18 protein-coding genes are annotated in these 22,908 nt (G+C 56.7%); 11 read left to right on the forward strand and 7 right to left on the reverse strand.

The window, feature by feature from the left end:
* Nucleotides 1-5: 5 nt before the first annotated feature.
* Together ruvC and JSS95_04785 are read left to right on the forward strand one after the other, a co-directional pair.
* The gene (ruvC, locus tag JSS95_04780; protein ID MBS1799122.1) at nucleotides 6-515 is read left to right on the forward strand and encodes a crossover junction endodeoxyribonuclease RuvC; all 510 of its coding nucleotides are present in this window, start codon (nucleotides 6-8) and stop codon (nucleotides 513-515) included.
* Between the two features lie 20 nt (nucleotides 516-535).
* On the forward strand, nucleotides 536-1,222 hold the full coding sequence (locus JSS95_04785; GenBank protein ID MBS1799123.1) for a hypothetical protein: 687 nt from the start codon (nucleotides 536-538) through the stop codon (nucleotides 1,220-1,222).
* Nucleotides 1,223-1,244: 22 nt separating this feature from the next.
* Here JSS95_04785 and rsmA read toward each other — a convergent pair whose 3' ends face one another.
* Nucleotides 1,245-2,039, reverse strand: a complete 795-nt coding sequence (gene rsmA / locus JSS95_04790; GenBank protein ID MBS1799124.1) for a ribosomal RNA small subunit methyltransferase A — start codon at nucleotides 2,037-2,039, stop codon at nucleotides 1,245-1,247.
* A gap of 76 nt (nucleotides 2,040-2,115) precedes the next feature.
* Here rsmA and glgA point away from each other — a divergent pair, with 76 nt between their 5' ends.
* Nucleotides 2,116-3,564: a glycogen synthase GlgA gene (glgA, locus tag JSS95_04795; protein ID MBS1799125.1), complete on the forward strand. Its 1,449-nt coding sequence runs from the start codon at nucleotides 2,116-2,118 to the stop codon at nucleotides 3,562-3,564.
* Here the strand turns inward: glgA and JSS95_04800 are convergent.
* On the reverse strand, nucleotides 3,561-4,919 hold the full coding sequence (locus tag JSS95_04800; protein MBS1799126.1) for an amino acid permease: 1,359 nt from the start codon (nucleotides 4,917-4,919) through the stop codon (nucleotides 3,561-3,563). The genes glgA and JSS95_04800 overlap by 4 nt on opposite strands.
* A 29-nt stretch (nucleotides 4,920-4,948) precedes the next feature.
* The gene (locus JSS95_04805) at nucleotides 4,949-6,556 is read right to left on the reverse strand and encodes a glycosyltransferase family 39 protein (GenBank protein MBS1799127.1); all 1,608 of its coding nucleotides are present in this window, start codon (nucleotides 6,554-6,556) and stop codon (nucleotides 4,949-4,951) included.
* Between the two features lie 133 nt (nucleotides 6,557-6,689).
* On the opposite strand from JSS95_04805, the gene JSS95_04810 reads away from it, so the two are divergent.
* Nucleotides 6,690-7,562 (forward strand): neutral zinc metallopeptidase, encoded by an 873-nt coding sequence (locus tag JSS95_04810; protein MBS1799128.1) that lies wholly within the window; start codon nucleotides 6,690-6,692, stop codon nucleotides 7,560-7,562.
* A gap of 9 nt (nucleotides 7,563-7,571) precedes the next feature.
* Here JSS95_04810 and JSS95_04815 read toward each other — a convergent pair whose 3' ends face one another.
* Complete coding sequence (locus JSS95_04815) at nucleotides 7,572-9,368, reverse strand: CHASE3 domain-containing protein (protein MBS1799129.1); 1,797 nt, start codon at nucleotides 9,366-9,368, stop codon at nucleotides 7,572-7,574.
* Between the two features lie 30 nt (nucleotides 9,369-9,398).
* Nucleotides 9,399-9,773, reverse strand: a complete 375-nt coding sequence (locus tag JSS95_04820; protein MBS1799130.1) for a response regulator — start codon at nucleotides 9,771-9,773, stop codon at nucleotides 9,399-9,401.
* Between the two features lie 177 nt (nucleotides 9,774-9,950).
* On the opposite strand from JSS95_04820, the gene JSS95_04825 reads away from it, so the two are divergent.
* The 7 genes from JSS95_04825 to phoU all read left to right on the forward strand — a co-directional run bounded on the left by JSS95_04825 (nucleotide 9,951) and on the right by phoU (nucleotide 16,577).
* Nucleotides 9,951-10,661, forward strand: a complete 711-nt coding sequence (locus JSS95_04825; protein MBS1799131.1) for a response regulator transcription factor — start codon at nucleotides 9,951-9,953, stop codon at nucleotides 10,659-10,661.
* Between the two features lie 14 nt (nucleotides 10,662-10,675).
* A complete protein-coding gene (locus tag JSS95_04830; protein MBS1799132.1) occupies nucleotides 10,676-12,046 on the forward strand; it encodes a PAS-domain containing protein in 1,371 nt (456 codons plus the stop codon).
* Nucleotides 12,047-12,135: 89 nt separating this feature from the next.
* Nucleotides 12,136-13,143 carry a phosphate ABC transporter substrate-binding protein PstS gene (gene pstS, locus JSS95_04835; GenBank protein ID MBS1799133.1) on the forward strand — a complete coding sequence of 336 codons (1,008 nt, stop codon included), beginning with the start codon at nucleotides 12,136-12,138 and terminating at the stop codon, nucleotides 13,141-13,143.
* An 80-nt stretch (nucleotides 13,144-13,223) separates the two neighbouring features.
* Nucleotides 13,224-14,252, forward strand: a complete 1,029-nt coding sequence (pstC, locus tag JSS95_04840) for a phosphate ABC transporter permease subunit PstC (GenBank protein ID MBS1799134.1) — start codon at nucleotides 13,224-13,226, stop codon at nucleotides 14,250-14,252.
* A gap of 5 nt (nucleotides 14,253-14,257) precedes the next feature.
* Entirely contained in the window at nucleotides 14,258-15,157 is a 900-nt protein-coding gene (pstA, locus tag JSS95_04845; GenBank protein ID MBS1799135.1) for a phosphate ABC transporter permease PstA, read from the forward strand.
* Nucleotides 15,157-15,915 (forward strand): phosphate ABC transporter ATP-binding protein, encoded by a 759-nt coding sequence (gene pstB, locus JSS95_04850; GenBank protein MBS1799136.1) that lies wholly within the window; start codon nucleotides 15,157-15,159, stop codon nucleotides 15,913-15,915. The genes pstA and pstB overlap by 1 nt, the downstream gene beginning before the upstream one ends.
* On the forward strand, nucleotides 15,915-16,577 hold the full coding sequence (gene phoU, locus JSS95_04855; protein ID MBS1799137.1) for a phosphate signaling complex protein PhoU: 663 nt from the start codon (nucleotides 15,915-15,917) through the stop codon (nucleotides 16,575-16,577). Before pstB ends, phoU begins: the two co-directional genes overlap by 1 nt.
* On the opposite strand, the gene JSS95_04860 is transcribed toward phoU, so the two are convergent.
* Together JSS95_04860 and JSS95_04865 are read right to left on the reverse strand one after the other, a co-directional pair.
* Nucleotides 16,574-20,197: a UvrD-helicase domain-containing protein gene (locus tag JSS95_04860; protein ID MBS1799138.1), complete on the reverse strand. Its 3,624-nt coding sequence runs from the start codon at nucleotides 20,195-20,197 to the stop codon at nucleotides 16,574-16,576. The two genes, phoU and JSS95_04860, sit on opposite strands and share 4 nt — an antisense overlap.
* A complete protein-coding gene (locus JSS95_04865) occupies nucleotides 20,166-22,895 on the reverse strand; it encodes a PD-(D/E)XK nuclease family protein (protein MBS1799139.1) in 2,730 nt (909 codons plus the stop codon). The genes JSS95_04860 and JSS95_04865 overlap by 32 nt, the downstream gene beginning before the upstream one ends.
* Between the last annotated feature and the right edge of the window lie 13 nt (nucleotides 22,896-22,908).

A 22,908-nucleotide genomic window follows, 5' to 3' on the forward strand; every position in this document is an offset into this window, starting at 1 on the left:
CGCCCATGCGTGTCTTCGGAATCGACTGCGGAACGGAGTTCACCGGGTACGGCGTGATTGAGGTGGACAGCGAGGCAAAGATGCCTCGTCTGATACATCTTGCCGCAGGCACAATTCGACTGAACAAGAAAGACAAGACGCCCCAGCGGCTGGCACAGGTCTATGCGGAGTTGACCGCTATGATGGCGGTGCACCAGCCGGATGTTGTGGCGGTTGAAGAGGTCTTCTTTTCGGCGAATGCGAAGTCGGCGCTGAAACTTGGCCAGGTTCGCGGTGTTGCATTGCTGGCTGCGGCGGCCTCGGGGTTGCCAGTCGCAGAGTACGCTCCATTGAAGATCAAGAGTGCCGTGGTCGGCTATGGCCTGGCGGCTAAAGAGCAGGTGCAGTTTATGGTGACACGGTTGCTGGAACTGGACGCTGCTCCAGAATCACCCGATGCCGCGGACGCGCTGGCGATTGCGATCTGCCATATCCACTCAGCGCAGACGCTGATGCTTCAGGGCGCAGTGCGATGAGGTGGACGTGGCCTCTTCTCTTGGGTTCGGTTGCCGCGGTGTGTTGCGCGCAGTCTGCTGCTTCAGGAGGTACATCTGCTGGAGCGACGTCGCAGGCGGAGGTCCGCTTTCAGTTTGAGCGGATGGGGCTGGCTGTTCCGAAGTTCACGATGATCGTGCATGAAGATGGTACGGGGAGTTACAAGGGCGAGATCGCACCGATCAGTGGTGGGACCAACGGCGCGATGCTGCAACCTGCATCGCCCGGGCAAACGATCGATCGCAAGATCAAGCTGGGCGCAGCGACCACAGAGACGATCTTCAAGACGGCCCGTTCGCTGGACAATTTCAATATTGAGTGTGCATCAAAGGCAAAGAATATAGCTGATACAGGCAAGAAGACTCTGAGCTATTCCGGGCAAGACGGGCACGGATCTTGTAGCTACAACTATTCGGAGAATAAGGCCATCACGCAACTGACAGAGATGTTTCAGGCGATTGCTTTCACCATGGACGAGGGGCGCAAGCTCGACTTTATGCATCGCTTTGACAGGCTGGGGTTGTACTCGGAGATGGATTCGCTGAAGCACGAGGTTCAGGAGAAGAGGGCGCTCGAGTTGCAGAACATCGCACCGTCGCTGACCTCCATCGCAAATGATGAAGCGCTGATGCAGAGGGTGCGGGAGAGGGCCGTCATGTTACTCAATCAATCCGGCGAATCGAAGTAACGCTACTTCTTACTTGGTTTGCTCACTTCTTTGCGAGGGTGCGGTAGATTCTTGCCATCGCCTCCAGCCCAAGGGATTCTGCCCGTATCTGGCGCGAAATATCTAGCGGCCAAGCCGCGCTTAGATCTGCCTGCGGATATCCCGCGGCGCGCAGGTTGTTTTCCAGTGTCTTCCGCTTCTGCGCGAAGCTCTGCTTGAGGAAACGGTCGAAGCCTGCGGGGTCGACGTTCAGTTCCGCAAACCTCGGGGCAAAGGTGAGGCGGAGCACGGTGGAATAGACTTCCGGCGGTGGAGAGAAGGCCCCTGGCGGAAGTGTGAAGAGGTGCTCAACCTGAGCGTTCATCTGAGCAGTGGCTGAGAGCAGGCCATAGTCGCGAACTCCCGGCGAGGCTGCGACGCGATCTGCCACCTCGCGCTGCATCATGACGACCGCACGGGACAGAAGACCGTTAGAGCCAGCGGAAAAAAGCCTGAGGAGGATGTCGGAGGTGATGTAGTAGGGGAGGTTTCCGATGACGTCGGCGGTCTCGCCTGGGTGGACAAGACCGGCAAAGTCGGCATCGAGTATGTCGGTTTCGATAACCTCAACCTGAGGCTGCGTGGCGAAACGCTGTGCCAGTGCGGGAGCCAGATCGCGGTCCAGTTCGAGGGCTATCAGTCTTTTGCAGCGCGGGGCGAGAATATCGGTGATGGCGCCGCGGCCGGGGCCGATCTCGATTACAGTGCGCCGGCTGAGGTCGCCAAGAGCATCGACGATGGCATGTTTGGCGCGATCGTCGACGAGAAAGTTCTGCCCGAGTTTCGGTTTACGCTTCACGTCGTGTGGTACGCTTTGACGGTTTCGTGCATCACTTTGTATAGACTAACGTTTTGTGCTGGATGAGGGAGAAGGAATGCATATTGTTTTTGCGGCATCGGAGTGCGCGCCATGGGCAAAGACGGGCGGTCTGGCCGACGTCGTCAGCGCTTTGCCGAAGACACTGGTCAAGATGGGGCATAAGGTGCAGGTCTATCTGCCGTACTACCGGCAGGTCGCAAAAGCTGTACCGGAGCCTTCAGTTGTGTTGCACAGCGTTACGGTGCCGTTTCCTTCGTACAACCGGTTTGTCCGTGTCCTCGATGGTGGTAATGCGGATGGCGTCCAGATGTACTTTGTGGACGCTCCCGAGCTGTTCGATCGCGAAAGCTTCTATGCAACACCCTCAGGGGATTATCCGGACAACGCAGAGCGCTTCGGAACATTTTGCAGGGCAGTGATCGAAGCGACGAAGGTCATCGGCGTCCCTGATATTTTCCACGTGCACGACTGGCAGACTGCAATGCTGGCAGTCATGCTGCGCTCGATCTACTACTTCGATCCAATGCTGCGCCATATTCCGGCTGTGCTCACAATTCACAACGCTGGGTATCAGGGAACATTTCCCCCCCGCACGATGGAGACGCTACTTCTGCCATGGGACATGTTTACCTTCGAGAAGCTCGAGCAGTACGACAAGGTTAATTTTTTAAAGGGTGGCATTGTCTACTCCGATGCGATTACGACGGTGAGCCGGACGTATGCCGAGGAGATACAGACGTCCGAGTTTGGCAATGGTCTGGAAGATACGCTGCGGAGGCGGTCAGGTGACCTGTTCGGCATTCTCAATGGAGCAGACTACTCGGAGTGGGACCCAGCGATCGATCCGCATATTGCAGCGCATTATTCCGTAAAGAAGCTTGATGGTAAGAAGGAGTGTCGCCGCGACCTGCTACATGCCCTCCGTTTTGAGAATATAGGCGACGAGACCGCAGTGATCGGGGTTGTCTCACGCTTTGCAACGCAGAAGGGGATTGACTTCATCGTCGATATTATGGACCGCCTTCTGAAGGAAGACGTTGTTCTTGTCATGCTTGGCAATGGGGAGGAGTATTACGAGCGGCTGCTGGTTGAGATGGCTGAACGGTATCCCGATAAGGTGAAGGTGCAGGTAAAGTTCGACAATGTCATGGCCCACAAGATCGAGGCAGGATCGGATATCTTCCTGATGCCGTCCCGCTATGAGCCGGGCGGATTGAACCAGATTTACAGTCTCAAGTACGGCACTATTCCTGTTGTCCGCGCTACAGGGGGGCTTCAGGATTCCATCGACGAACCGCCGGATGGCGGTGGCAATGGCTTCAAGTTCTCAGGCTACGATCCGAATGCGCTACTGGACGCCGTGCAGCGTGCGCTGGCGGCATTCCGGGATAAGAAGGCATGGAAGGCGATGATGCTGCGTGCCATGTCGCAGGACTTCTCCTGGGAGAAGCCAGCGGAGGAGTATGTGCAGGTTTACGAACGCGCCATCCAGAACCGCCTTTAGGCAACCCGTCTTTTTCTCTGTAAGAAGTAGTGCAGAGGAATACCCATCAGGATGATGAGGGTTCCGATGACGGAGTTGCGTGGCTGGTCGGCGAAAGAGAAGACCAGCAGGACGATTGCGGCAAAAATAAATAACAGCGGCAGTACAGGGTAGCCCCAGACGCTGTAGGGACGGCTGGCGTCCGGCTCGCGGCGGCGAAAGACAAAGACGGTGCTTGCGGTGAGAGCGTAGAAAAACCACTCCGCAAAGATGGCGAGAGAGAAGAGCGCCTGAAAACGTCCGATGGCAAGAAGCAGCAGCGAGCTGAGGACTGCTTGCAGTATCAGTGCCGAAGCCGGAGTTTGAAACTTTGGGTGGACGTAGGCAAGTTGCTTGAAGAACAGGCCATCGTGCGCTGCGGCGAAAGGCACCCGCGCCCCTGAGAGCGACGAGCCGACAAAGGTAGCGCAGATACTGACGGCCATTCCCACAGAGACGAGGCCTTCGCCCCACTTGCCTACGATCAGGCGGAGTGCATCGGCGGCAGGGCGGTCCGCCGCTGCGATAGCCGCAGCGGGCATCACGTACTGGATGGCCGCGTTGGTGAGCATGTAGAGACCGCCCACAACGGCTACGCCTCCTACCAGTGCCAGCGGGAGGCTCCTTTGCGGGCGTTGTATCTCGCCTGCAAGCTGTGTGACATCGCTCCAGCCATCGTAGGCCCACAACGCGGCGATCAACGCGACCATGAAGCCGGAGAAGCCGCCTCGGGCCCCGGTGAACTCGGTGGTGAAATTGGACCAGGAACCGTGGCTGCCCGCGGCTCCGAAGCAGACTCCAGCGATGACGACGATCAGGACGATCTTGAGCCACGTCAGCGCGAGTTGTACATTGCCGGATTTGCGCGTGCCCAGAATGTTCAGGCCGGTGATGAGCCATGTCATTGCAATGGCAAAGACCTGGCTCCAAAGCAGGTTGGCGAAGGCTGGCTGCATGAGAAAGCTGAATACAGTGAATGTGGCCAGTACGCGCGCCAGACCAGCCGCGATAGTTGCGATGGATGCCGGCTTGGCGACTGTGATCCAAGTCCACATGTAGAGGAAACCCATCAGGTCGCCGTAGGCCTCGCGGATGAACGCGTATTCGCCGCCGTACTTGGGCCGTTGCGCTGCGATCTCCGCATAGGTCATCGCGCCGAAGAGCGAGAGCAGGCCTCCGACGATCCACACGGCGTAGACCATTCCGGAGGAGCCGACCGCGGCCATCATCTCGCGCGGAACAAGAAAGATGCCGCTACCGATAATGATTCCAACGACGATCGACGTCGCGTGCGATGCGTTTAGAACGCGGGGAAGCTCAGACGGTGTTTCCTGCATGGGGGTTGGAGCGAGAGTAGCATATTTGCCTAGTAGAAGAACTTCAGGTCGTTCCAGTCGGTAGAGAGATTCTTCTTTCGGCCACGCACAAGGTAGATATTGCGGTGTTCAAACGGCATCGACAGAGGGTGCTCCATGCGACCTGCGACTTCGACCGAGTCATAGAACTTACGCATGTCGCCGGGAGTAGCACCATTAATGATGATCATCAATTCTCCTGTGTAGCCATGTGATCCCCACAGCCAATAGTTGTTATGGCCACTGACGGCAAAGGGCAGACCCCGGCCAAGAAAATTGATCGCGCTGGCTTCTCCGTAATTGGACCCGAAGATGCCGACTTTAGAGCGGTCCTCTGGCGATAGCGAACGGTAGATACGAGTTACCTGGTCGACCTCCTCCTGCCAGCCGAAGCGATCGGCGTAGAACTGTGGAAGAGGGCCGCTGCTGTCGTTCTCCGTATTGCCTGTAGCGTTGTAAAGATGTGTGGCTTTCGTGTACCTGAGCCATGCGTCGGGCTGCATGACGGGAATTGACAGAGGCAGGACGATGAGGCCAAAGATGATCAGGAGCGCTTCATATACAGGAAATGCGAAGACCCGGTTCGATACGACCGAACGCCGGGAGGCAAACCTCTGCTCCCACGCGACACCGCCCGCGGCAAACAGCACAGGGTAGATTGGGATGACGTAATAGTCCTTCGCATACAGCGCCATCATCATGGCTAGAAAAATGAGATAGGTGTAGCAGATCCAGCGCAAGGCCTTGGCCTGAGAGTTACGAAGCAGCCAGACGAGACCGGGTATCCAAATCAAGATCGTCAGTGGTTGCAGATTGAGAATCTGCTTGCCAAGGAAGGGGAGCGGTGCGAGCTTAATGTTTTTGTTGTGGATCCTGCCATTGTGGAGGAACTCGAGCGTCGGCCAGTGGTTCGAGATCTGCCAGATCAAATTTGGCAGAGCGATCGCGATTAGCAGTCCCACTCCGATCGCGGCCCAGCGGGAGAAGAGCAGCCTTCGTTGTGGAGTCAGCAGAAGGCCAACCAGAAGCGCCAGTAAAAAGAAGGTCATCGACGGCTTGTTGAGAAGTCCGACTCCGCCGCAGATTCCAAATACTACCCAGCATCGGGCCTCATTCGCTCCGCGCAGGATCATGATGATGGAGAGCAGGCATCCCATCCAGAAGATGGACTCGAACGAGTTCATCGACAGAAAGCTGTCCAGACCGAGATACTGTGGCGCGAGCAGGATGCCGATCATGGCAAGCGCCTGTGCCGGACGGCGCCCCCCGAGTGACCAGGCAAGGATGCCGGTGAGCAGCACGCGTCCTGCTCCGGCAGCCGCCGAGAGCAGACGGATGCCAGCCAGCGAGTGCCCGAAGAGGGTCTCCGCCAGACGTGCCTGAAGCGCGACGATGGGGCCGTGATCGACGTATCCCCACGCCAGGTGACGCCCACAGATCAGGTAATAGAGCTCATCGCGAAAGTAGCCATAGCCTATATGCGCTTCCCAGAGGTTGGTAACGATATGCAGCGCTAGCTTAATGACGGCGAAGGCAAGAGCCAGGCGTAACGCTGCATGAAATGTGGGGTCGGGCGAATATACAACTGTCGTTCTGGCCGTTGCGCTGGCAGTTGCCATCGAGTGCTCTCCAGACTGTGAACTTTGGTTCCTGTGCAATGTACTACGCTTGTGAGAGCCTCAGGTTCCCTGATTTACTATTGTCTCGTTCAGGGCCCAAGTGGAGACTTTGCAGGATCGAAGGGGTTGAGAGATGGATTGGACACCGGGTGGTGGGCTTAGCAGCGATGTCGAGGATCGGCGCGGTTCTTCGGGCGGCGGCGGTTTCGGCGGTGGTGGGCTCGGAATCGTCGGCATTATCTTCTTGCTCGTTATCAGCCTGATTACGGGCCGCAATTACATCGGCAGCTATCTTGCCGGTGGAGGGCATGTCGCCACGACATCAAGTGACAGGCCTGCGACGGCGTCTCCGGCCGAAGACCGTTCAGCGCAGCTTGTCTCGTTTGTGCTCGACGATGTGCAGAAGACATGGGAGCAGGTGCTGCCCGAACAGACGAGACAGCCATACCGTCATGCAAAGCTGGTATTGTTTCGCGACTACACGCAATCCGGCTGCGGTGTCGCCCAGTCTCAGACTGGGCCGTTCTATTGCCCGGCCGACGAGAAGGTCTACATCGACCTCGGCTTCTGGGACGAGCTGCGGCGCATCGGTGGCAGCACGGCAGACTTCGCGCAGGCTTATGTGATCGCACACGAGCTAGGCCATCACGTGCAGAACCTTCTCGGCATCGAGCGGCAGATGCGCCAGCTTACTGCCCGGAATCCGTCGCAGCAAAATCCGCTGTCCGTGAAGCTGGAGCTGCAAGCGGACTGTTTGGCTGGCGTATGGGCGCATACCGCGGCGCAACGCGGTATTGTCCATGAAGCCGATGTGCAGGATGGCCTGAGCGCTGCTGCAGCAGTAGGCGATGACCATATACAGAAGATGTCTCGCCGCGCAGTCAGCCCGGAGAGTTTCACGCATGGCACCTCCGCGCAGCGGCAAAGCTGGTTTACGAAAGGTTTGCAGCAGGGTGATGTTAGTGCCTGCAATACATTCCAGAATGGCGTTGGCGATAGTTATTGATCTTTCAGCCTAGGCAACGTTTGTGTTGATCGCCGGCTTTTCGGCAAGGAAGACACTGACCACGGTACCGTGCGCCGATTCGCCCGTATCGCTTGCGAGGTCGATCGTCCCACCGTGTTTGTGGATGATACCGCGGCTGACCCAAAGCCCCAGCCCGGTGCCGCGCTCCCCCTTCGTGGTGAAGAAGGGCTGAAAGAGATGCGGCCGTACATCGTCGGAGATGCCCTTGCCGTTGTCGGCGATGATGATGAGCGCTCCTGGCGGCATCTTGTGTCCGGCACTGTTGATTCCGGCGGGCAAGGCAGAGGCGCTGATTCGAACCTCGCCCCCGGAGTCCGCGGCTTCAGCGGCATTCGTAATGAGATTCGTAAAGACCTGCCGCAACTCCGCCGGGAAGGCATCGACAACAATTGGCCGGGGAATGTCGGAGTTGACGGTAACGCCAAGCTCCTGAAAGCGATGCTCCATCAGCAGAAGAATCTCCTTGAGTATCTGCTGGAGGTCAACCGCAACCGGAGCCTTCGATTCACGATAGAGCCCGAGCATGGCTCGGCTGATCTGTGTCACACGGGCGAGCTCACGTTCTGCCATGTCGATAAACTGCTCGAACTCCTCTTCCGTGACGCCGTTTTTCATCAGGTAGAGCAGGTTGGAGACAGAGTCCAGCGGGTTATGGATCTCGTGTGCAATGGTGGCAGCCAGGCGTCCGGCAACCGCCAGCTTCTCATTGGCGAGAAGGGCCTCCTGGGTCCGGCGTTCCATGGTGATGTCGCGGAAGACGAGCACGACGCCGACGGTCTCTCCGGTCTGATCGCGGACGGGAGCGCCGCTGTGTGCAATCAATATCTGTGTCCCGTCTTTTCGGATGAGGGCCGTATTACTGGCCAGTCCGACGACGGTTTTCAGACGCATGACCTTGGCAACGGGCGTCTCCAGGGGCTCGCGAGTATGTTCGTCGGCGATGTGATACACATCCTCAAGTGGAAGACCGACTGCGTCAGCTTGTGACCACCCAGTCATCTCCGCGGCAACGGGGTTCATCATCTGGATACGGCCGGAGGCGTCGCAGGTGACGACGCCATCGCCGATTGAATCGAGTGTGGTTCGCAGGCGCTGCTCGGACTGGAAGATCTCCTCGGCCCTGCGGCCAAGAATTTCAAGCGAGCTTCGATAGGCCGAGGATACGGCGTGGAGGCGGCTGCGCATGAACAGGCCAATCAGGACTCCCATGCCTAGAGCAATGGCAATCAGCGCCTCCAGCATGTTGCGCACTTGTCTCTGCCACTGCGCAATACGAACCGTGCGTCTGGCCTCGGCATGCTGAGTAATCGAGTCGATGTCCTGCCTGACCTGGTCCATCAGGCTCTTGCCATAGAGGTTGAGATTGACATCGTTGGTATGGCCGCCTGCACGGACCAGCGAGATGATCGGCAGCGCAAAGGCATCGCGCCATGTCTGATGTTCGTTGCGAAGGTCTTCGACGTTATACCGTTGCTCAGAGTCTGTGCCGGTAAGGGCCGCCAGCTTTTCAAACTCGGAGGGCAGACGGTTTCCCGCATCATTAAACGGTTGGAGGAAACGTTCGTCGCCAGTTGTTTCAAAACCCCGCAGGCCGGACTCTTCGTCGATGATGAGTTTAGCGACGAGACTGGCCTGCGCTATGCGCGCATCCGTCGTCTGAATGATGCCGACGGTCTCATTCGCACCACGCATCTGCCAGTAGAGCGCGCCGGCAGTCAGCAGGAGCGCAATGACCGGAAGAAGAAGCGCTTGCTGAAGAATTCTATTGAACTGGCTAAGATTCACGGCCCCTCACCTATCGTTTGCCCGGCAGGTTCAGGGCGTATTCGTCGGCTGAAAAAGAGCTTCCAGCTTGCTCAAAAGTACTGGCGCGCCCTCGCCCTTGGTCATGTAGAGATTGACCAGGGAGGTCACTTCGGCCGGTAAACCAAGATATGCGGACAGGAGGAGGATTGGGATGGCCGGTTTGATCTGGCGCATGCGGCCAGCCACTTCGCCGCCGTGCATCCCGGGCATGGAGTAATCAAGGACAACGGCTTCCACTGGTTCGCTTTCGAAGATACGCAGCCCTGAAGCCCCGTCCATGGCTGTAAGTACCCGGTAGCCAGCGCGTTCCAGCAGAACCTTCCGGACCCTGAGCCCGATCAGTTCGTCATCCACGCAAAGAATAAGGTGCGAGGTTTGTGTCATATAGGTGATCAACTCGATCAGAAAAGGGAGCAAGCACTACAGGATTACCAACGTCAGTATACTAGGGAGCCCAAGATCGGAAAGACTTAACGATTCATCGTACATTTGCAAAGTATGAACCAGAGGTGGGCTAAGCTGAGGAGGCGGTAACGCTTGTAGCAATCGAGGTCTAACCTTTTGAATCAGACGATCTTTGTACTGGAAGACGAAGCGGATATCTCCCGGCTGGTGCAGTATCACCTGGAGAGCGCCGGGTTTACTGTTCGCCCCTATCTCACGGCCAGCCAGATCATCTCGGATGCCGAACGGCAGCCTCCATCCTTATTCTTGCTGGACATTATGGTGCCAGGGGGCGACGGGCTGGATCTATGCCGGCGCCTCAGACAGAATCCAACGCTGAGCGTGGTTCCCATCATCTTTCTCACCGCGCGGGCTGCAGAAAGCGACCGGGTGCACGGTCTCGAACTGGGGGCTGACGATTACATCACCAAGCCCTTTGGAACACGCGAACTGGTTGCGCGCGTCAAGGCAGTTCTGCGCCGGTTCGAGCGCCCGACGGCCCCTTCGGTCGTCCGGTTTGAAGATGTGGAGATCGACGCCGGAGCCATGCAACTTCGGGTAAAGGGCGAGCTGGTAACGACGACGGCGACAGAATTCCGCCTGCTGGACTACCTGGCGCGTCATCCGGGACGAGTGTTCAGCCGAGATCACCTTCTGGACGCGGTATGGGGCGATGCGCGCTTTGTCACACCACGCTCGGTCGACGTTTATGTCCGTAGGATTCGCGAGAAGATTGAAGACGATGCAGAGACGCCGCGTTATCTTAAGACCATGCGCGGGGCGGGCTACCGTTTCGAGATACCAAAGACGGCCCAGATTCCGGCATAGAGGGCTTTCGAATCGTGTCGCGTAGCTTGTTCTTTTCGTTTTTTCTGCGGATGACGATCGCGCTGGCTTTTGTAGCCTTGATGCGGGTGTGGTTTACGCCGCGCGGCTGGATTCTGGGATCGGTGCTTGTACTCCTGTGGGCTGCAATCAACGCATTGCTGTTGTCCCGATCGGTGCGTCACAGCATTCTTCCTCTTGAGACCGCAACCGCGTCCATTCCAGAGCGTCCGGTTGACCCAGTGCCCCCCCAGTTCAGCGACTTCGAGGGTCTGGCGCGGGCCATATCTGCTGCATCGGCGCACGTCGTGCATTTGCTCGACAACTCAGCCGAGAGCAGGCGGGAGCTCGAGGCCATGATCGACAGCATGCAGGACGCAGTGGTCGCCGTCGACCAGGCGGGCCGCATCCAGTGGACCAACCAGCGTATGGAGAAACTGTTGCCCGTGGGCTCAATGGGAGCAGCGGTTCGCGTAGGCCATGCCCTCGTACAGACGATCCGCGATCCGGATGTGCTGGCGTGCGTGCGTTCCGCATTGGAAGAACGGACAATCTCGGAGCGCCGTTCTATGTCTCTGCTGCCCGGGAGAATCTTTGAAGTTGCTGCATCCCCCATGCCCGGTGGTGGTGCAGTGGCGGTGCTGCACGACATTACCCGCATAGAACAGGTCGAGCGCACGCAACGAGAGTTTGTCGCCAATGTTAGCCACGAACTGCGGACGCCGCTGACTTCTATTACAGGTTATGTAGAAACGCTGCTCGACCATGAATCTGGTCTTAGCTCACAAGCCCGCGAGTTCCTGACGACGATCCACAAGAACGCGACCCGGATGAACCGGCTGACAGAAGATCTTCTGCTGATGGCACGAGTCGAGTCCTCAGAGCTTGAGTTGCATCCGGTCTCCGTCCCGGCCGATGTACTGATACGCGATGCGGTGCAGGCGATGAGCGGTATGGTTCAGGATGAGGAGGCCGTGCTTGAAGTTGGCCCAACGACGGGAAGCGTGGTATTCGCTGATCAGGACGCAATCGTCCAGGTGCTCAGCAATCTGATTGAGAACGGGATTAAATACGGCAAATCGAAAGCTAATGGCCATAGCCGTATCGTCATCAGCGCTTATGAGGTGACAGAGCCCGCGGAAGGCGTTGAGTTCAGCGTCCGTGATTTTGGGCAGGGGATTGCCTCGGAGCACCTTGTAAGGATCTTTGAAAGGTTCTACAGGGTTGACAAGGCCCGCTCCCGGGAGTCCGGGGGAACCGGGCTGGGGTTGGCCATCGCCCGCCATATCGTTCAAACCCAGGGAGGAAGTATCCGGGCGGAGAGTGAACTGAATGGCGGAAGCAACTTTCTTTTCACGCTTCCAAAGGCTCAAGCGTCTTCTATCTGATTGTTTTTGCTGTTTTTGAACCCGATGTAACCTTGCGTTAACAATTGCCGGTCAGACTGAAAGAGAGCGGTTTTTGAGCTGGGGGAAGAGTGAAGCTATTGGCATTTGCGGCAGGCGTTCTGGCCCTGGCGGCCATACCCGTCGGTGCGCAAAGCATCAATGGCGCAGGAGCGACCTTTCCGTACCCCATCTATTCAAAGTGGTTCAGTGAATATAACCGCATTCACCCTGAGATAAAGATTAACTACCAGTCGATCGGGTCGGGTGGCGGAATCCGTCAGGTCTCCGACGGCATTGTGGACTTTGGCGCGACCGACAGCCCAATGACGGACCAGCAGATTGCGGCTGCCAAGGTGAAAACCGTCCATATTCCGACGGTACTCGGCGCAGTCGTTCCGGTGTATAACCTGCCTGGCCTGGGGAAAGACTTAAATTTCTCCGGCGATGTGATTGCCGATATCTATCTGGGCAAGATAAAGAAGTGGAACGACCCACGAATTGCAAAAGACAATCCGGGGATCAATTTTCCCGATCAGCCAATCCTTCCGATCTATCGCTCCGATGGCAGCGGGACGACTTATATCCTTACCGATTTTCTCGCCAAGGTGAGTCCGGAGTGGTCCACCAGAGTGGGGAGAAACACCTCCGTCAGGTGGTTTGCCGGGATCGGGCAGAAGGGGAATGAAGGTGTAGCCGGCCTGGTTCGCCAGGCGCCGTATGCCTTCGGTTACGTCGAACTGGTATTCGCGGCACACAACAAGATGGCCTTCGGTGCAGTAAAGAACCCTTCCGGGGCGTTTGTGAAGGCCTCAATCGAGAGCGTGACTGCGGCAGCAACTGCCACGGCGAAGACGCTTCCCGCAGACTTCAGGGGCTCAATCACGAATGCGTCGGGACCTGCTTCCTATCCCATATCGAGCTTTACCTGGCTGTTGCTTCCTACTGTCTCGCGCGACCCGGCAAAAGCCAAGGCATTATCAGGCTTTCTTCTCTGGATGCTGGACCACGGCGAGGGTGAGGCGGCAGCGCAGTATTATGCGCCTCTTCCAAAGCAGGTCCAGGATGCCGTGCGGAAGGTCGCAGGACAAATCAGATGACCGATATGAAGGAGATTTGCCGGATACAATCACGATGACGGACTGTTGTGTCCATCATTTCTCCGGCCTGTGTCATGAGCATGGAACGAGAACACGGCGCGTCACAGCTTCTTTCATCGCCGCATGAGCCGGGTGTGGAAGTGAGCGACGCAACGTCTCCCATACGCGCGTTTCTGAGCGCGCGCGGTAGTGGACGCGTGGCCGATTCAAGTTTTACTGCGTTGATGTTGACGTGCGCTTGCAGCATCTTTGTCATTGTTCTGTTCATCTTCATCGTGCTCGTGCGGAACTCTCACCTCAGCCTTGCGGCGTTTGGCTGGAAGTTTTTCACTCGCGACGCATGGGACCCGGTTGCGGGAGACTTCGGTGCGCTGCCGTTCATCTACGGCACACTGATGACCTCCTTTCTGGCGCTTCTCATGGCAGTTCCGCTTGCCCTTGGGGTGGCAATCTTTCTGACGGAGCTGTGTCCAAGACCTCTGCGAGCACCGATCTCGTTTCTCTCCGAGTTGCTGGCTGCCATTCCAAGTGTGGTCTATGGCCTTTGGGCAGTCTTTGTGCTCGTTCCGTTGATGCGTAGCACGATCGGCCCGTTTCTACTGAAAACCTTTGGCTGGACAGGTCTCTTCGAGGGGCCGAATTTCGGGGTGGGGATTCTGACCGCCGGAATGATTCTTTCGATCATGATTCTTCCGATCATCTCTTCGCTTACGCGCGACATCATGACTGCTGTTCCGAACAGTCAACGCGAAGCCGTACTCGCATTGGGCGCAACAAAGTGGGAGATGATCCGGATTGGCGTCCTTAGAAACTCTCGGATCGGCATCGTTGGCGCGGTGATGCTGGGATTGGGACGCGCCCTGGGAGAGACGATGGCGGTCACCATGGTGATCGGCAATCATCCGGAGATCACGAAAAGCCTCTTTGCCCCGGGGTATACCCTGGCCAGCGTCATCGCCAACGAATTCTCCGAGGCGACGGGCGATCTCTACTACAGTGCGCTGATTGAGATTGGCCTCGCGCTGTTTCTCGTGACAATCATCGTGAATGCAGTTGCGCGTCTGATGGTATGGGCGGTCACCCGCGGCGCTCCATCGAGGGTCTCGTGATGAGTATGCCACTCGATAGGATGAACCCGCTGGAAGCTCCGCGCAAGCCCTCGCGTGGAAACACTGTGCGTCGTTCCATTGCAAACTATATTGTGAGCGGGATGGCTGTTCTTGCAACGGTGATTGTTCTCGCGCCGCTTGCAGCGATCCTGTTTTATCTCATCTACAAGGGAGCTTCCTCGCTCAACGTTGCCTTCTTCACACGGATACCGGCGCCTGTCGGTGAAGAAGGCGGGGGCATGGCCAATGCTATCGTCGGCTCGGGAATTATTCTGGCGCTCGCCAGCCTGATGGGTATCCCGATTGGTATCGCTGCAGGGGTCTACCTCGCTGAATTTGGGCGAGGGAAGTTTCTAGGCAACGCAGTCCGCTTTACCGCCGATGTTCTTAACGGCGTTCCGTCTATCGTTATGGGCATTGCTGTTTATTCGCTGGTGGTAAAGCAACAGATGCACTATTCGGCGCTTGCCGGTGGAGTGGCCCTGGCCATCATGATGATCCCGACCGTCACGCGAACGACGGAAGAGATGCTGGCAACTGTGCCTCATGCCGTGCGCGAGGCAGCGCTTGGTCTCGGGGTTCCGAAATGGCGGACGGCTGTCTCTGTCAGCCTGCGAACGGCATCGCCGGGCATCATTACAGGCTGCATGCTGGCCTTTGCCCGTGTTGCAGGAGAGACTGCCCCACTGCTTTTTACTGCGTTTGGCAACCAGTTCTGGAGCTTCAAATTGAACGAGCCGATTGCAGCGCTTCCGCTGCAGATATTCGTGTATGCCATCTCGCCATACGATGAATGGCACCGGCTGGCATGGGCTGGCGCGCTCGTATTGATTGCACTCATTATGATCTCGGTTACACTCGTTCGCATCTTTGCCAACCGCGGCGTACTCAAGGGAGGAAGTTAGTGGGAGTTGGCATTCAGGTCGAAGATTTGAACGCGTGGTATGGAACCACGCACACATTGCAGGACATCAACCTGCACATTCCCGCCAATCATGCGACGGCGTTGATTGGCCCCTCAGGCTGCGGCAAATCGACTTTCGTCCGCTGCCTGAACCGCATGCATGAAACCAATCCGATCGCGCGTGCAACGGGAGTTGTGAGGATGGGCGACATCGACGTCTATCGCGATGCCTCGCCGGTGGAGATTCGCCGTCGCGTTGGCATGGTGTTTCAGCGTCCCAATCCATTTCCTACCATGTCGATCTACGACAACGTCATAAGCGGGCTGAAGTTGAATGGCTTTCGTAACCGCCGCATTCTGGACGAGACGGTAGAGCGGTCCCTGAAGCAGGCAGCCTTGTGGGAGGAGGTCAAGGACGATCTGAAAAAGAAATCAGGAGCTTCGCTCTCCGGCGGTCAACAACAACGTATGTGTATTGCCCGCGCGCTGGCCGTCGATCCGGAAGTCTTATTGATGGATGAGCCCGCATCCGCGCTCGATCCAGTGTCTACGTCAAAGATCGAAGACCTGATCTTCCAGCTAAAGAGCCAATATACGATTGTGATTGTGACCCACAACATGCAGCAGGCTGCGCGTGTGGCCGAAAATACAGGGTTCTTTTTGAATGGGCGACTGGTGGAGTTCGATTCGACGCACAAGATATTTACAAATCCCCATGACAAGCGCACGGAGGATTACATTACCGGGAGATTTGGCTGATGCGCGTCAAATTTCATCAGAGTCTCGACGAGTTGAAGGAACGGCTACTTGTAATGGCCGGAATGGCCGAGCAGGCGATCCAGCGCTCCGTCGAAGCCTACCGCACACGCGATCTCAGCATTTGCGAGCTTGTCTTTCACTCCGAACCGGCCATCAATCGTCTGGAACGTGAGATCGATCAGATGGCACTCGACCTGCTCGCCATGGAGCAACCGATGGCGATCGATTTGCGGTTCATTCTTTCAGTCATTCGTATTAATGCCGATCTTGAACGGGTCGGCGATCAGGCGGTCAACATCGCCGTGCGTGTGCGCGAGATGGAAGCCTTTGGCAGTATCGATTTGCCGGTCGATATCCCAAAACTCGCTTCGCTTTCGCTGGCGATGGTCCGCAAGGCGCTTCAGGCATTTATTGAAGGCAATGCAGAGCTGGCCGCCTCCGTCTTCAAGATGGACGACCAGGTGGATGAGATGAACGACGCAGCGTATAACGCGCTGAGCGCTCTCATCAAGGAAAAACCGGAGATGACTCCGCAGGCATTGAATGCGCTGATCATTGCACGCAATTTGGAACGTGTCGGTGACCACGCCACCAATGTTGCTGAAGACGTCATTTTCTGGGTTCGGGGAGCGGATGTGCGTCATCACGCGCCAGGCAACTAAGTCACATCTGGCCTGTTCTCGTGCTCCCACCATATGAGCTTTGAGATCATCGGATAATAAAGACCCATCTTCAATTTGCGTTCTTCATTAGTTCCCACGATCGTTTCCGCATAAGTTGACATCTGAGGAATGTACTTGTCGCGTTCTTGCCGCAGAAAGTCGTCGATGCGCGGTCCACGGTATTCCGCTGTTTTGAAATCGATAATCCATAGATGCCCATCGCCATGAGCTAGAGGTGCTTCACCGGCTTCAAATATTCTGTCCAGGCGAACGCTGACGTGTCTTTCATTCCATGATGTATATGCGCTCTCGCTGGCAGCGTGCTTGTGAGGCGCAAGGACCCACAGTCCTTGAGGATCACGCAAAGTAGCGGTGAGCGCCTGATACGCACGGACGGCAATGCTGCGTGTATCTGACGGCGACAAGCCTGAATTACGCACAAGAGTCGCTATCCGTGGTTGCCATGATTCAATCTCGTTCAATAGGGTCTCAGCCGCTTGCCCCATAGAGAGGTTTCTGGCCAACACCTCGAGAAAAGAGTGCACCGTATTGCCTAGCACGCGCGATTCAAACGATCCTTCAGGTCTTTCAAACGCGACGGACTCCGGGGTACTTCCGTTGCGTTGACCGCGGGCGACGACTGCGAGCGGACGCGGCGATTGAAAGCCAAGCGACAAACGATAGAGCGTCTGCTCCCTGACAGGAGGCTCTTCGGATGCGGCAATGGAGAGAGTTATAGAGTTCGTCGTTGCCTGTTGTGGCATGGTGAAGACTGGCGCAATTAGCGGCTTTGAAGCTGCGCTACTGTCTATGAAATGCTCTTCCGCCGCTGGCCAAGCGGCTTCGAGCAGACTTCCTGGCATGGGCCGGATCGATTGGTCCGATCTTCTGTCGACTGTAGCGAAGAGGTGCAGCTCTTCACGTGCCCGTGTGCAGGCCACATAGAAAAGCCGCCTGCACTCCGCGGCATCCCGTCTCCTGTGAATTCCGTAAAGCCACTCATTCAACGCTTCAGAGTCTTGCCCTCTGCCAACGATAGGAGCAAAAACCACCTGCGGGTGTTGGTCGTCCGTGGAGTGAAGCTCTTCCCAGGCCAGCAGCCTCCCACGATAAGCGCGAATTCTTTTCTCGAGCCCTGGCACAAGAACGACGTCCCACTCAAGTCCCTTGGCACCGTGGATCGTCATTAAATCCACAGCGTCATTCACCATGGATGGCGCGGCGTATAGCTGTCCTAATCGCTGCTTAAGCAGGGATAAGTCGATGACGGCCGACTCGGCCTCTGCTTCGTCCAGCAGTTGAAAGTAACGGTTGGCATTGATTGTCTCCTCTTCTGTGAGGTAGCTGCTCCCACCTAACGAGTGCCAGGTTCGCTCGACGAGTTCTGAGAGACGCAGCCGCGAACGTTGACCCGCAGCCGCAACAAGGACCGGCCAAAGCCTTTCGAGGCGAGTGATACTGCTATCCGAGAGTTCATGACCGCGCTGTTGAATCAGTTCCGCCACGGTGTAGCTCATGAACGTCGCATCGTCTGCGCCGCAGAGCTTGTGGAGTTCCGTCAATTCCAAACCGCACCATGGCGCGCGAAGTAGAGCCAGCCACGCAACGCGGTCGGCAGGATGCAGCAGTGCGCGTGTAAGCGCGAAGAGATCCAGCACCTCAGACCTCTCTCCTAGAGGTTCAATCTCTACCGCGCGAAAGGGAATGGATGTACGCTTCAGCTCCGCCACAATCTGCGTCAGGTGACTGCGGTTCCGCACGAGCACAGCAAGTCTCCAGGGTTTATCGCGTCCCGGCGGCAGATTTCTGGCACGCCATTTCTCGATGATGGTGCGTACCGACTGTGCTTCGTGCTTAGCGAGTCTCCGGCGTGTTCCTTTGCGATCTTCCTTTAGCTGTTCTTGAGACACCACGTGAGGATGCCACACCACGTTGCTTTCTGCTGCGGACGGACGTACAGGGTCTGCCGGGGTGTAGACAGCCTCGTCGAGCCGGGCTTTGTCGATTGCGCGAGGGAATATCCGTGAGAAATCGTTATTGAAAGATTGAACAAGACCGGCCTGCGAACGGAAGTTCGACGTGAGCAAAAGGGAATCGAGTCTCAAATCTCCCAGACTCAGGTCTTCCATCGTGCGAATAAAGCGTTCCACCCTGGCCTGCCGGAAGAGATAGATGGACTGCTTAGGGTCTCCTACGAGGAAGATCGTCTGGCTCCTGCCATCCCAACCCTGAGTCAGAAGCTCGACCAACTCATATTGACTGGTCGAAGTATCCTGCATCTCATCGACGAGCATGTGCTGCAGCTTCAAGCCGGATATGGTGTCGATGGCACTGGCGTCATGACGCAATGCGGCACGGGCAAGCAGGCCCAACTCTGCAAAGTCGCACTTACCTTGTTCTGCAAAGACAACCTGAAGCTCGGCCAGCGCGCGATACAACACATGGAAAAGGGACTTTGCAACCTCCCATTGTTCCTGCGGATACTTTTCGGCCGGCAAGGCGGCGACGCGATTCACGGCACTCAAGAGCGCATCATTGCCTTCAAGTGTGCTGATTATCTCGCGCAGCTTCTTCTTTTCTTCTTTCGTTGTTGCAAATCTAACGACATTGCTGTTGAAGCCGGATCGCCACTCTCCGGCCTTGGTGATGAGAAGATGGGCAAGGGCCCGCCACCGTTCGAGGTCTGTTGTGGTTGCTGCCGGTACGTCATATCTCCCACAGCATGCGGCAATAGGAGACGGCTGGCCTTCATAGCCTTCATTCCCCCCTGCCTCGGCTGCAAAAACGAAGATAGATTCAAGAACGTTTGCGGGAAAGACCTGGAGCAGATGCTCAAGCTCTTTACCGATTGCTTTGGCAAGCGCACCTTCCAGGCGCGGCCGAACTACGTTTTCTAAAACGTCCTCTTCAAGGCTTTGCCTGTCGAGTGGGACCAGTCTTCCCCATTGATCGCGGAGCGAAAGCATGTCTGCCAGCAGGTCTCTGGTCTGGAGGAGATTGCCATCGCGGTGCAGCAGGACAACGCTGAGGGCTTTGCTGAGAGCGACATCTTCACCTCCAAGCTGCATCAATGTTCTTTCAGCTGCGAGGCGATAGAGCGTAGATGAATCTTTGACCGGCGAGAGCCCGCTGCCCCCCGAAAGCAAGGGCAATCCCCGCGCTATTTCGGCGCAGATAGAGTCGATCGTTCGGACGTTGAGCCGTTTGGGATGCTCAGACAACTTCCAGCCTAATGTGCGGTCCTTTTCAAGTACGGATGCAGCGAGTTTTTGCGTCTCTTCATCTGCCGCTTCGAACCGATTGTGTAAGGCTCGCTCAAGCTGTTCAATAATGCGTTCGCGAATCTCTCCAGTGGCCTTCAAGGTAAAGGTGATGGCCAGAACCTGTTCAGGCTGCTCTACGTCAGGTAGGGAAAGCAGTTTCAGGTAGCGTTTGATGAGCAGGCTCGTTTTGCCTGATCCCGCAGGAGCCTCCACAATCCATGAGTTGCTGACGTCGAGTGCTTTCCGGCGCTGCTCCTGGTCCCGCAGTTGATTCGAAGAGGAAACCTCTACGATTGCCTCATCCGGCTTCTCAAAGGCAAAGAGATTACCCATTTCCATCGAAGGTCGTTTCTTCATCGATATCCTCATCGAAAGATGCCGGGTCTAGACGGCACAGGGTTCTCTGTCCACAATAAGTACAGGTCTGGGGATAGCTCTTGGGATCGACGATCGCATCCCCTCGAACGAAGGCTTCCGCAAGGCCGGTCAAAATAGCGCGCCATTCCACGACCTGCTCAGCCATTGAAGTTTGTCGCCTGCTCGATCTTTTCTCCGTTGCCGTCACCTTTGAGGCATAGCCGTCCAGCGCCATGTCGCGCCCCGCGCGAATGCGAGCGAACGCCACTTCAGCCAACTGAACATCTGGCTGAACGACATCCGACAGCACGGCATATAGAGGCAACTGTGGCGCGTCTGGCCGTTCACTCTGCCAATCCGTCGGTTTCGCCGGACCTGTTTTGTAGTCGATAAGGACTTCACCGGCCTCTGTCGCATCGATACGATCGACACGCACCCCCAAGCGAAGCGGCCCTATCGCAACATCGTCAAAGTTTTTTTCACGGAGCTTTACGCTGAATGCTTCGCGATTAAGCTCGACATCAAGCCAGGGTGTTAGAAGATTCCAAAGACGCCGGCGCTGTATTTCGATATACGCTTCGTCCCAACCCGCAACTGCCGAATCGACTGCACGCTGAAGGCCATGCTCGATGGAGCGCTGGAGTACCGCACGACGATCCTCTACACCCATTTGCTTGAGGGCAGCTTGTGTCTTCACCTCATTCCACAGATATTCAAGCGCCAGATGAACGATATTGCCTCGTTCCGTAGCGTCCATACCCAACTCGCGGGTTCTCAAGTCGGAGGACCATAGGCGGCGTTCTGCAAATGCACGAAAGCCACACGCTGCCTGCAGGCGTAAGATCTCTGCGCCACCACGAATCTTTCTATCGGGTAAAGAGGGAGGGGATGCGCTATCCGAGAATTTTTCCAACTTAAGAGTCGCGGCTTTTGGATCGTGCGGAGCGATCTCTTCGATAGAAATCATACGGGATTCTAGGGATTCGATGATCGGCGCGGGCCGCTGTTTTCCTGCCTCAGTCTCTCCGGCGTAGCTGAAGATTGCAGACGTAGCGCTGCCGGCAAGCCTCTTTGCAATGCGATGAGCATAGGCATCATCGATAGCAGGATCTGCGCCAGGCATACTGAGTTGAAGTTGTAGGCTCCAGGGAAGCAATGGATTGACCGCAGGCCTCGAAGGCCAGGTAAGGTCCCCCAAACGCATAAACCAGAGCGCGTCAAAGTTGCTTCCTGCCGCCTCCAGAGGACCAACAACCTGCACTGGGGCATCACGTGATTCAGGGGAGAAGGTCGAGGACTTTGCGATGCGTTCCAATGCCCCAAGGGCCTTTGAGTAGCCAACTGACAGGCCTTCGAAGTCCAGTGCCGCCAACTCGTCGAGAGCCGATTCCCATCGTTTGCGTGTCTGAAACTCAATCGTGTCCTCAATTGTGCTACCCCACTGCGCTGCTGCCAGTACATCGCGCATTGCGTCGGCCCATTCGGTATATCGCTTCACTCCGGTGTCTACCGCCTGTTTGTGCGCTGTCCGTTCAATGGAGCGCAGTGCGCCACGTAGGTGCACGAGGTGAGATCTCCTGCCAGATTGCTCAATCATCCCAACGACTGAGCCAAGTGTGAACTCTGGCCGCAGCAAGCTGCTTCTTCGCAGATCGAAGGCATCGAAACTGGCCCTTGCATTTACTTCAGCTTCTACGTATGCGATGAGAGGAGACACGAGCAGACTACTGACTCGCTCCAGCGGCAGGGCAGTGCTGACCCATCGAAGAATATCCAGAGCGGTCCTTACAAGCGGCGTCTCCGAAAGGCCCGCTCCTACAGAAAACTCATACGGCGCACAATGGTTCGGAGAGTCGATGCCTTGGAGATCGGGCGCCAGTATCTCCCGGAAAGTTCTATCGATGCCAGGTCGAATAGCTTCCAGCCCGGGAACAACAATCGCAATCCGCTTGTCAGGTGATATCTGCAACTGTCTGCGTGCCCATCGTGCGGCTGCTGCTACCTCTTCAGGTTCGTCTGTGGCACAGACCAGCAAAGGGTCTTGGTTGGCGATCGTCGTATTGATCTCTTCCACGCGAACGCCTGCCCCACGAATGACATCTAGCAAATTTCGCCGTGCGGGAGACAACGCATCGAAACCAACAAGTGCAAGTGCCTTAGAAACTTGTAGACTCTCTGCCAATACCGCCGCTTGTAATCGGCCTTCAAGTTGCGCTGCGGAAAGCCAGCGCCGGCTCCGGCAGCGTTTCTCAAACTCGGTAGACCAGCGCTGAAATGTCTGCGTCTCAAAGCTGGCTGATGCGTTGCGTAGACGGCTAAGTCCGTTGTATTGAGCCAGCAGATGCCAAGCGTCGGCGGCAAGTTCAGCAAGTGAGTCGACTGAGCGAAGGTGGCTCCGGTTTTCAGAGTCGTTCGCTATGATGCTGCACCAGATCGCGTGCTCTTGTGTCCGGCTCAGCAGCAACTCATCTGCATTGCCATCCAGAAGCAGTCGGTGCCACAGATCGGCGGTCCAGGAATCCCATGCCAAAACCTCTGCTGGTTGCCACAGCTTCAATGAGGCCAGTTTATTTCTGCGATCAAAGGCACGCCGCAAAGTACGAGCGGCTCGTTGGTTGCCGGTGACAACAATAGCTCCATGGTCGAGAGCGTCGCTCACGGCCCTGGGCAGCTCTACATCAAGCGGCTTTAAATCCATACTCTCCGGTTAT

This window comes from Acidobacteriota bacterium, assembly GCA_018268895.1.
Lineage (GTDB): Bacteria > Acidobacteriota > Terriglobia > Terriglobales > Acidobacteriaceae > Edaphobacter.

Bases quoted from the DNA above. Each gene is read 5' to 3' on its own strand.
- ruvC (MBS1799122.1), top strand. From the start codon at position 6: ATGCGTGTCTTCGGAATCGACTGCGGAACGGAGTTCACCGGGTACGGC.
- glgA (MBS1799125.1), top strand. From the start codon at position 2,116: ATGCATATTGTTTTTGCGGCATCGGAGTGCGCGCCATGGGCAAAGACG.
- JSS95_04800 (MBS1799126.1), bottom strand. From the start codon at position 4,919: ATGCAGGAAACACCGTCTGAGCTTCCCCGCGTTCTAAACGCATCGCAC.
- JSS95_04805 (MBS1799127.1), bottom strand. From the start codon at position 6,556: ATGGCAACTGCCAGCGCAACGGCCAGAACGACAGTTGTATATTCGCCC.
- JSS95_04810 (MBS1799128.1), top strand. From the start codon at position 6,690: ATGGATTGGACACCGGGTGGTGGGCTTAGCAGCGATGTCGAGGATCGG.
- JSS95_04820 (MBS1799130.1), bottom strand. From the start codon at position 9,773: ATGACACAAACCTCGCACCTTATTCTTTGCGTGGATGACGAACTGATC.
- pstC (MBS1799134.1), top strand. From the start codon at position 13,224: ATGGAACGAGAACACGGCGCGTCACAGCTTCTTTCATCGCCGCATGAG.
- pstA (MBS1799135.1), top strand. From the start codon at position 14,258: ATGCCACTCGATAGGATGAACCCGCTGGAAGCTCCGCGCAAGCCCTCG.
- phoU (MBS1799137.1), top strand. From the start codon at position 15,915: ATGCGCGTCAAATTTCATCAGAGTCTCGACGAGTTGAAGGAACGGCTA.
- JSS95_04860 (MBS1799138.1), bottom strand. From the start codon at position 20,197: ATGAAGAAACGACCTTCGATGGAAATGGGTAATCTCTTTGCCTTTGAG.
- JSS95_04865 (MBS1799139.1), bottom strand. From the start codon at position 22,895: ATGGATTTAAAGCCGCTTGATGTAGAGCTGCCCAGGGCCGTGAGCGAC.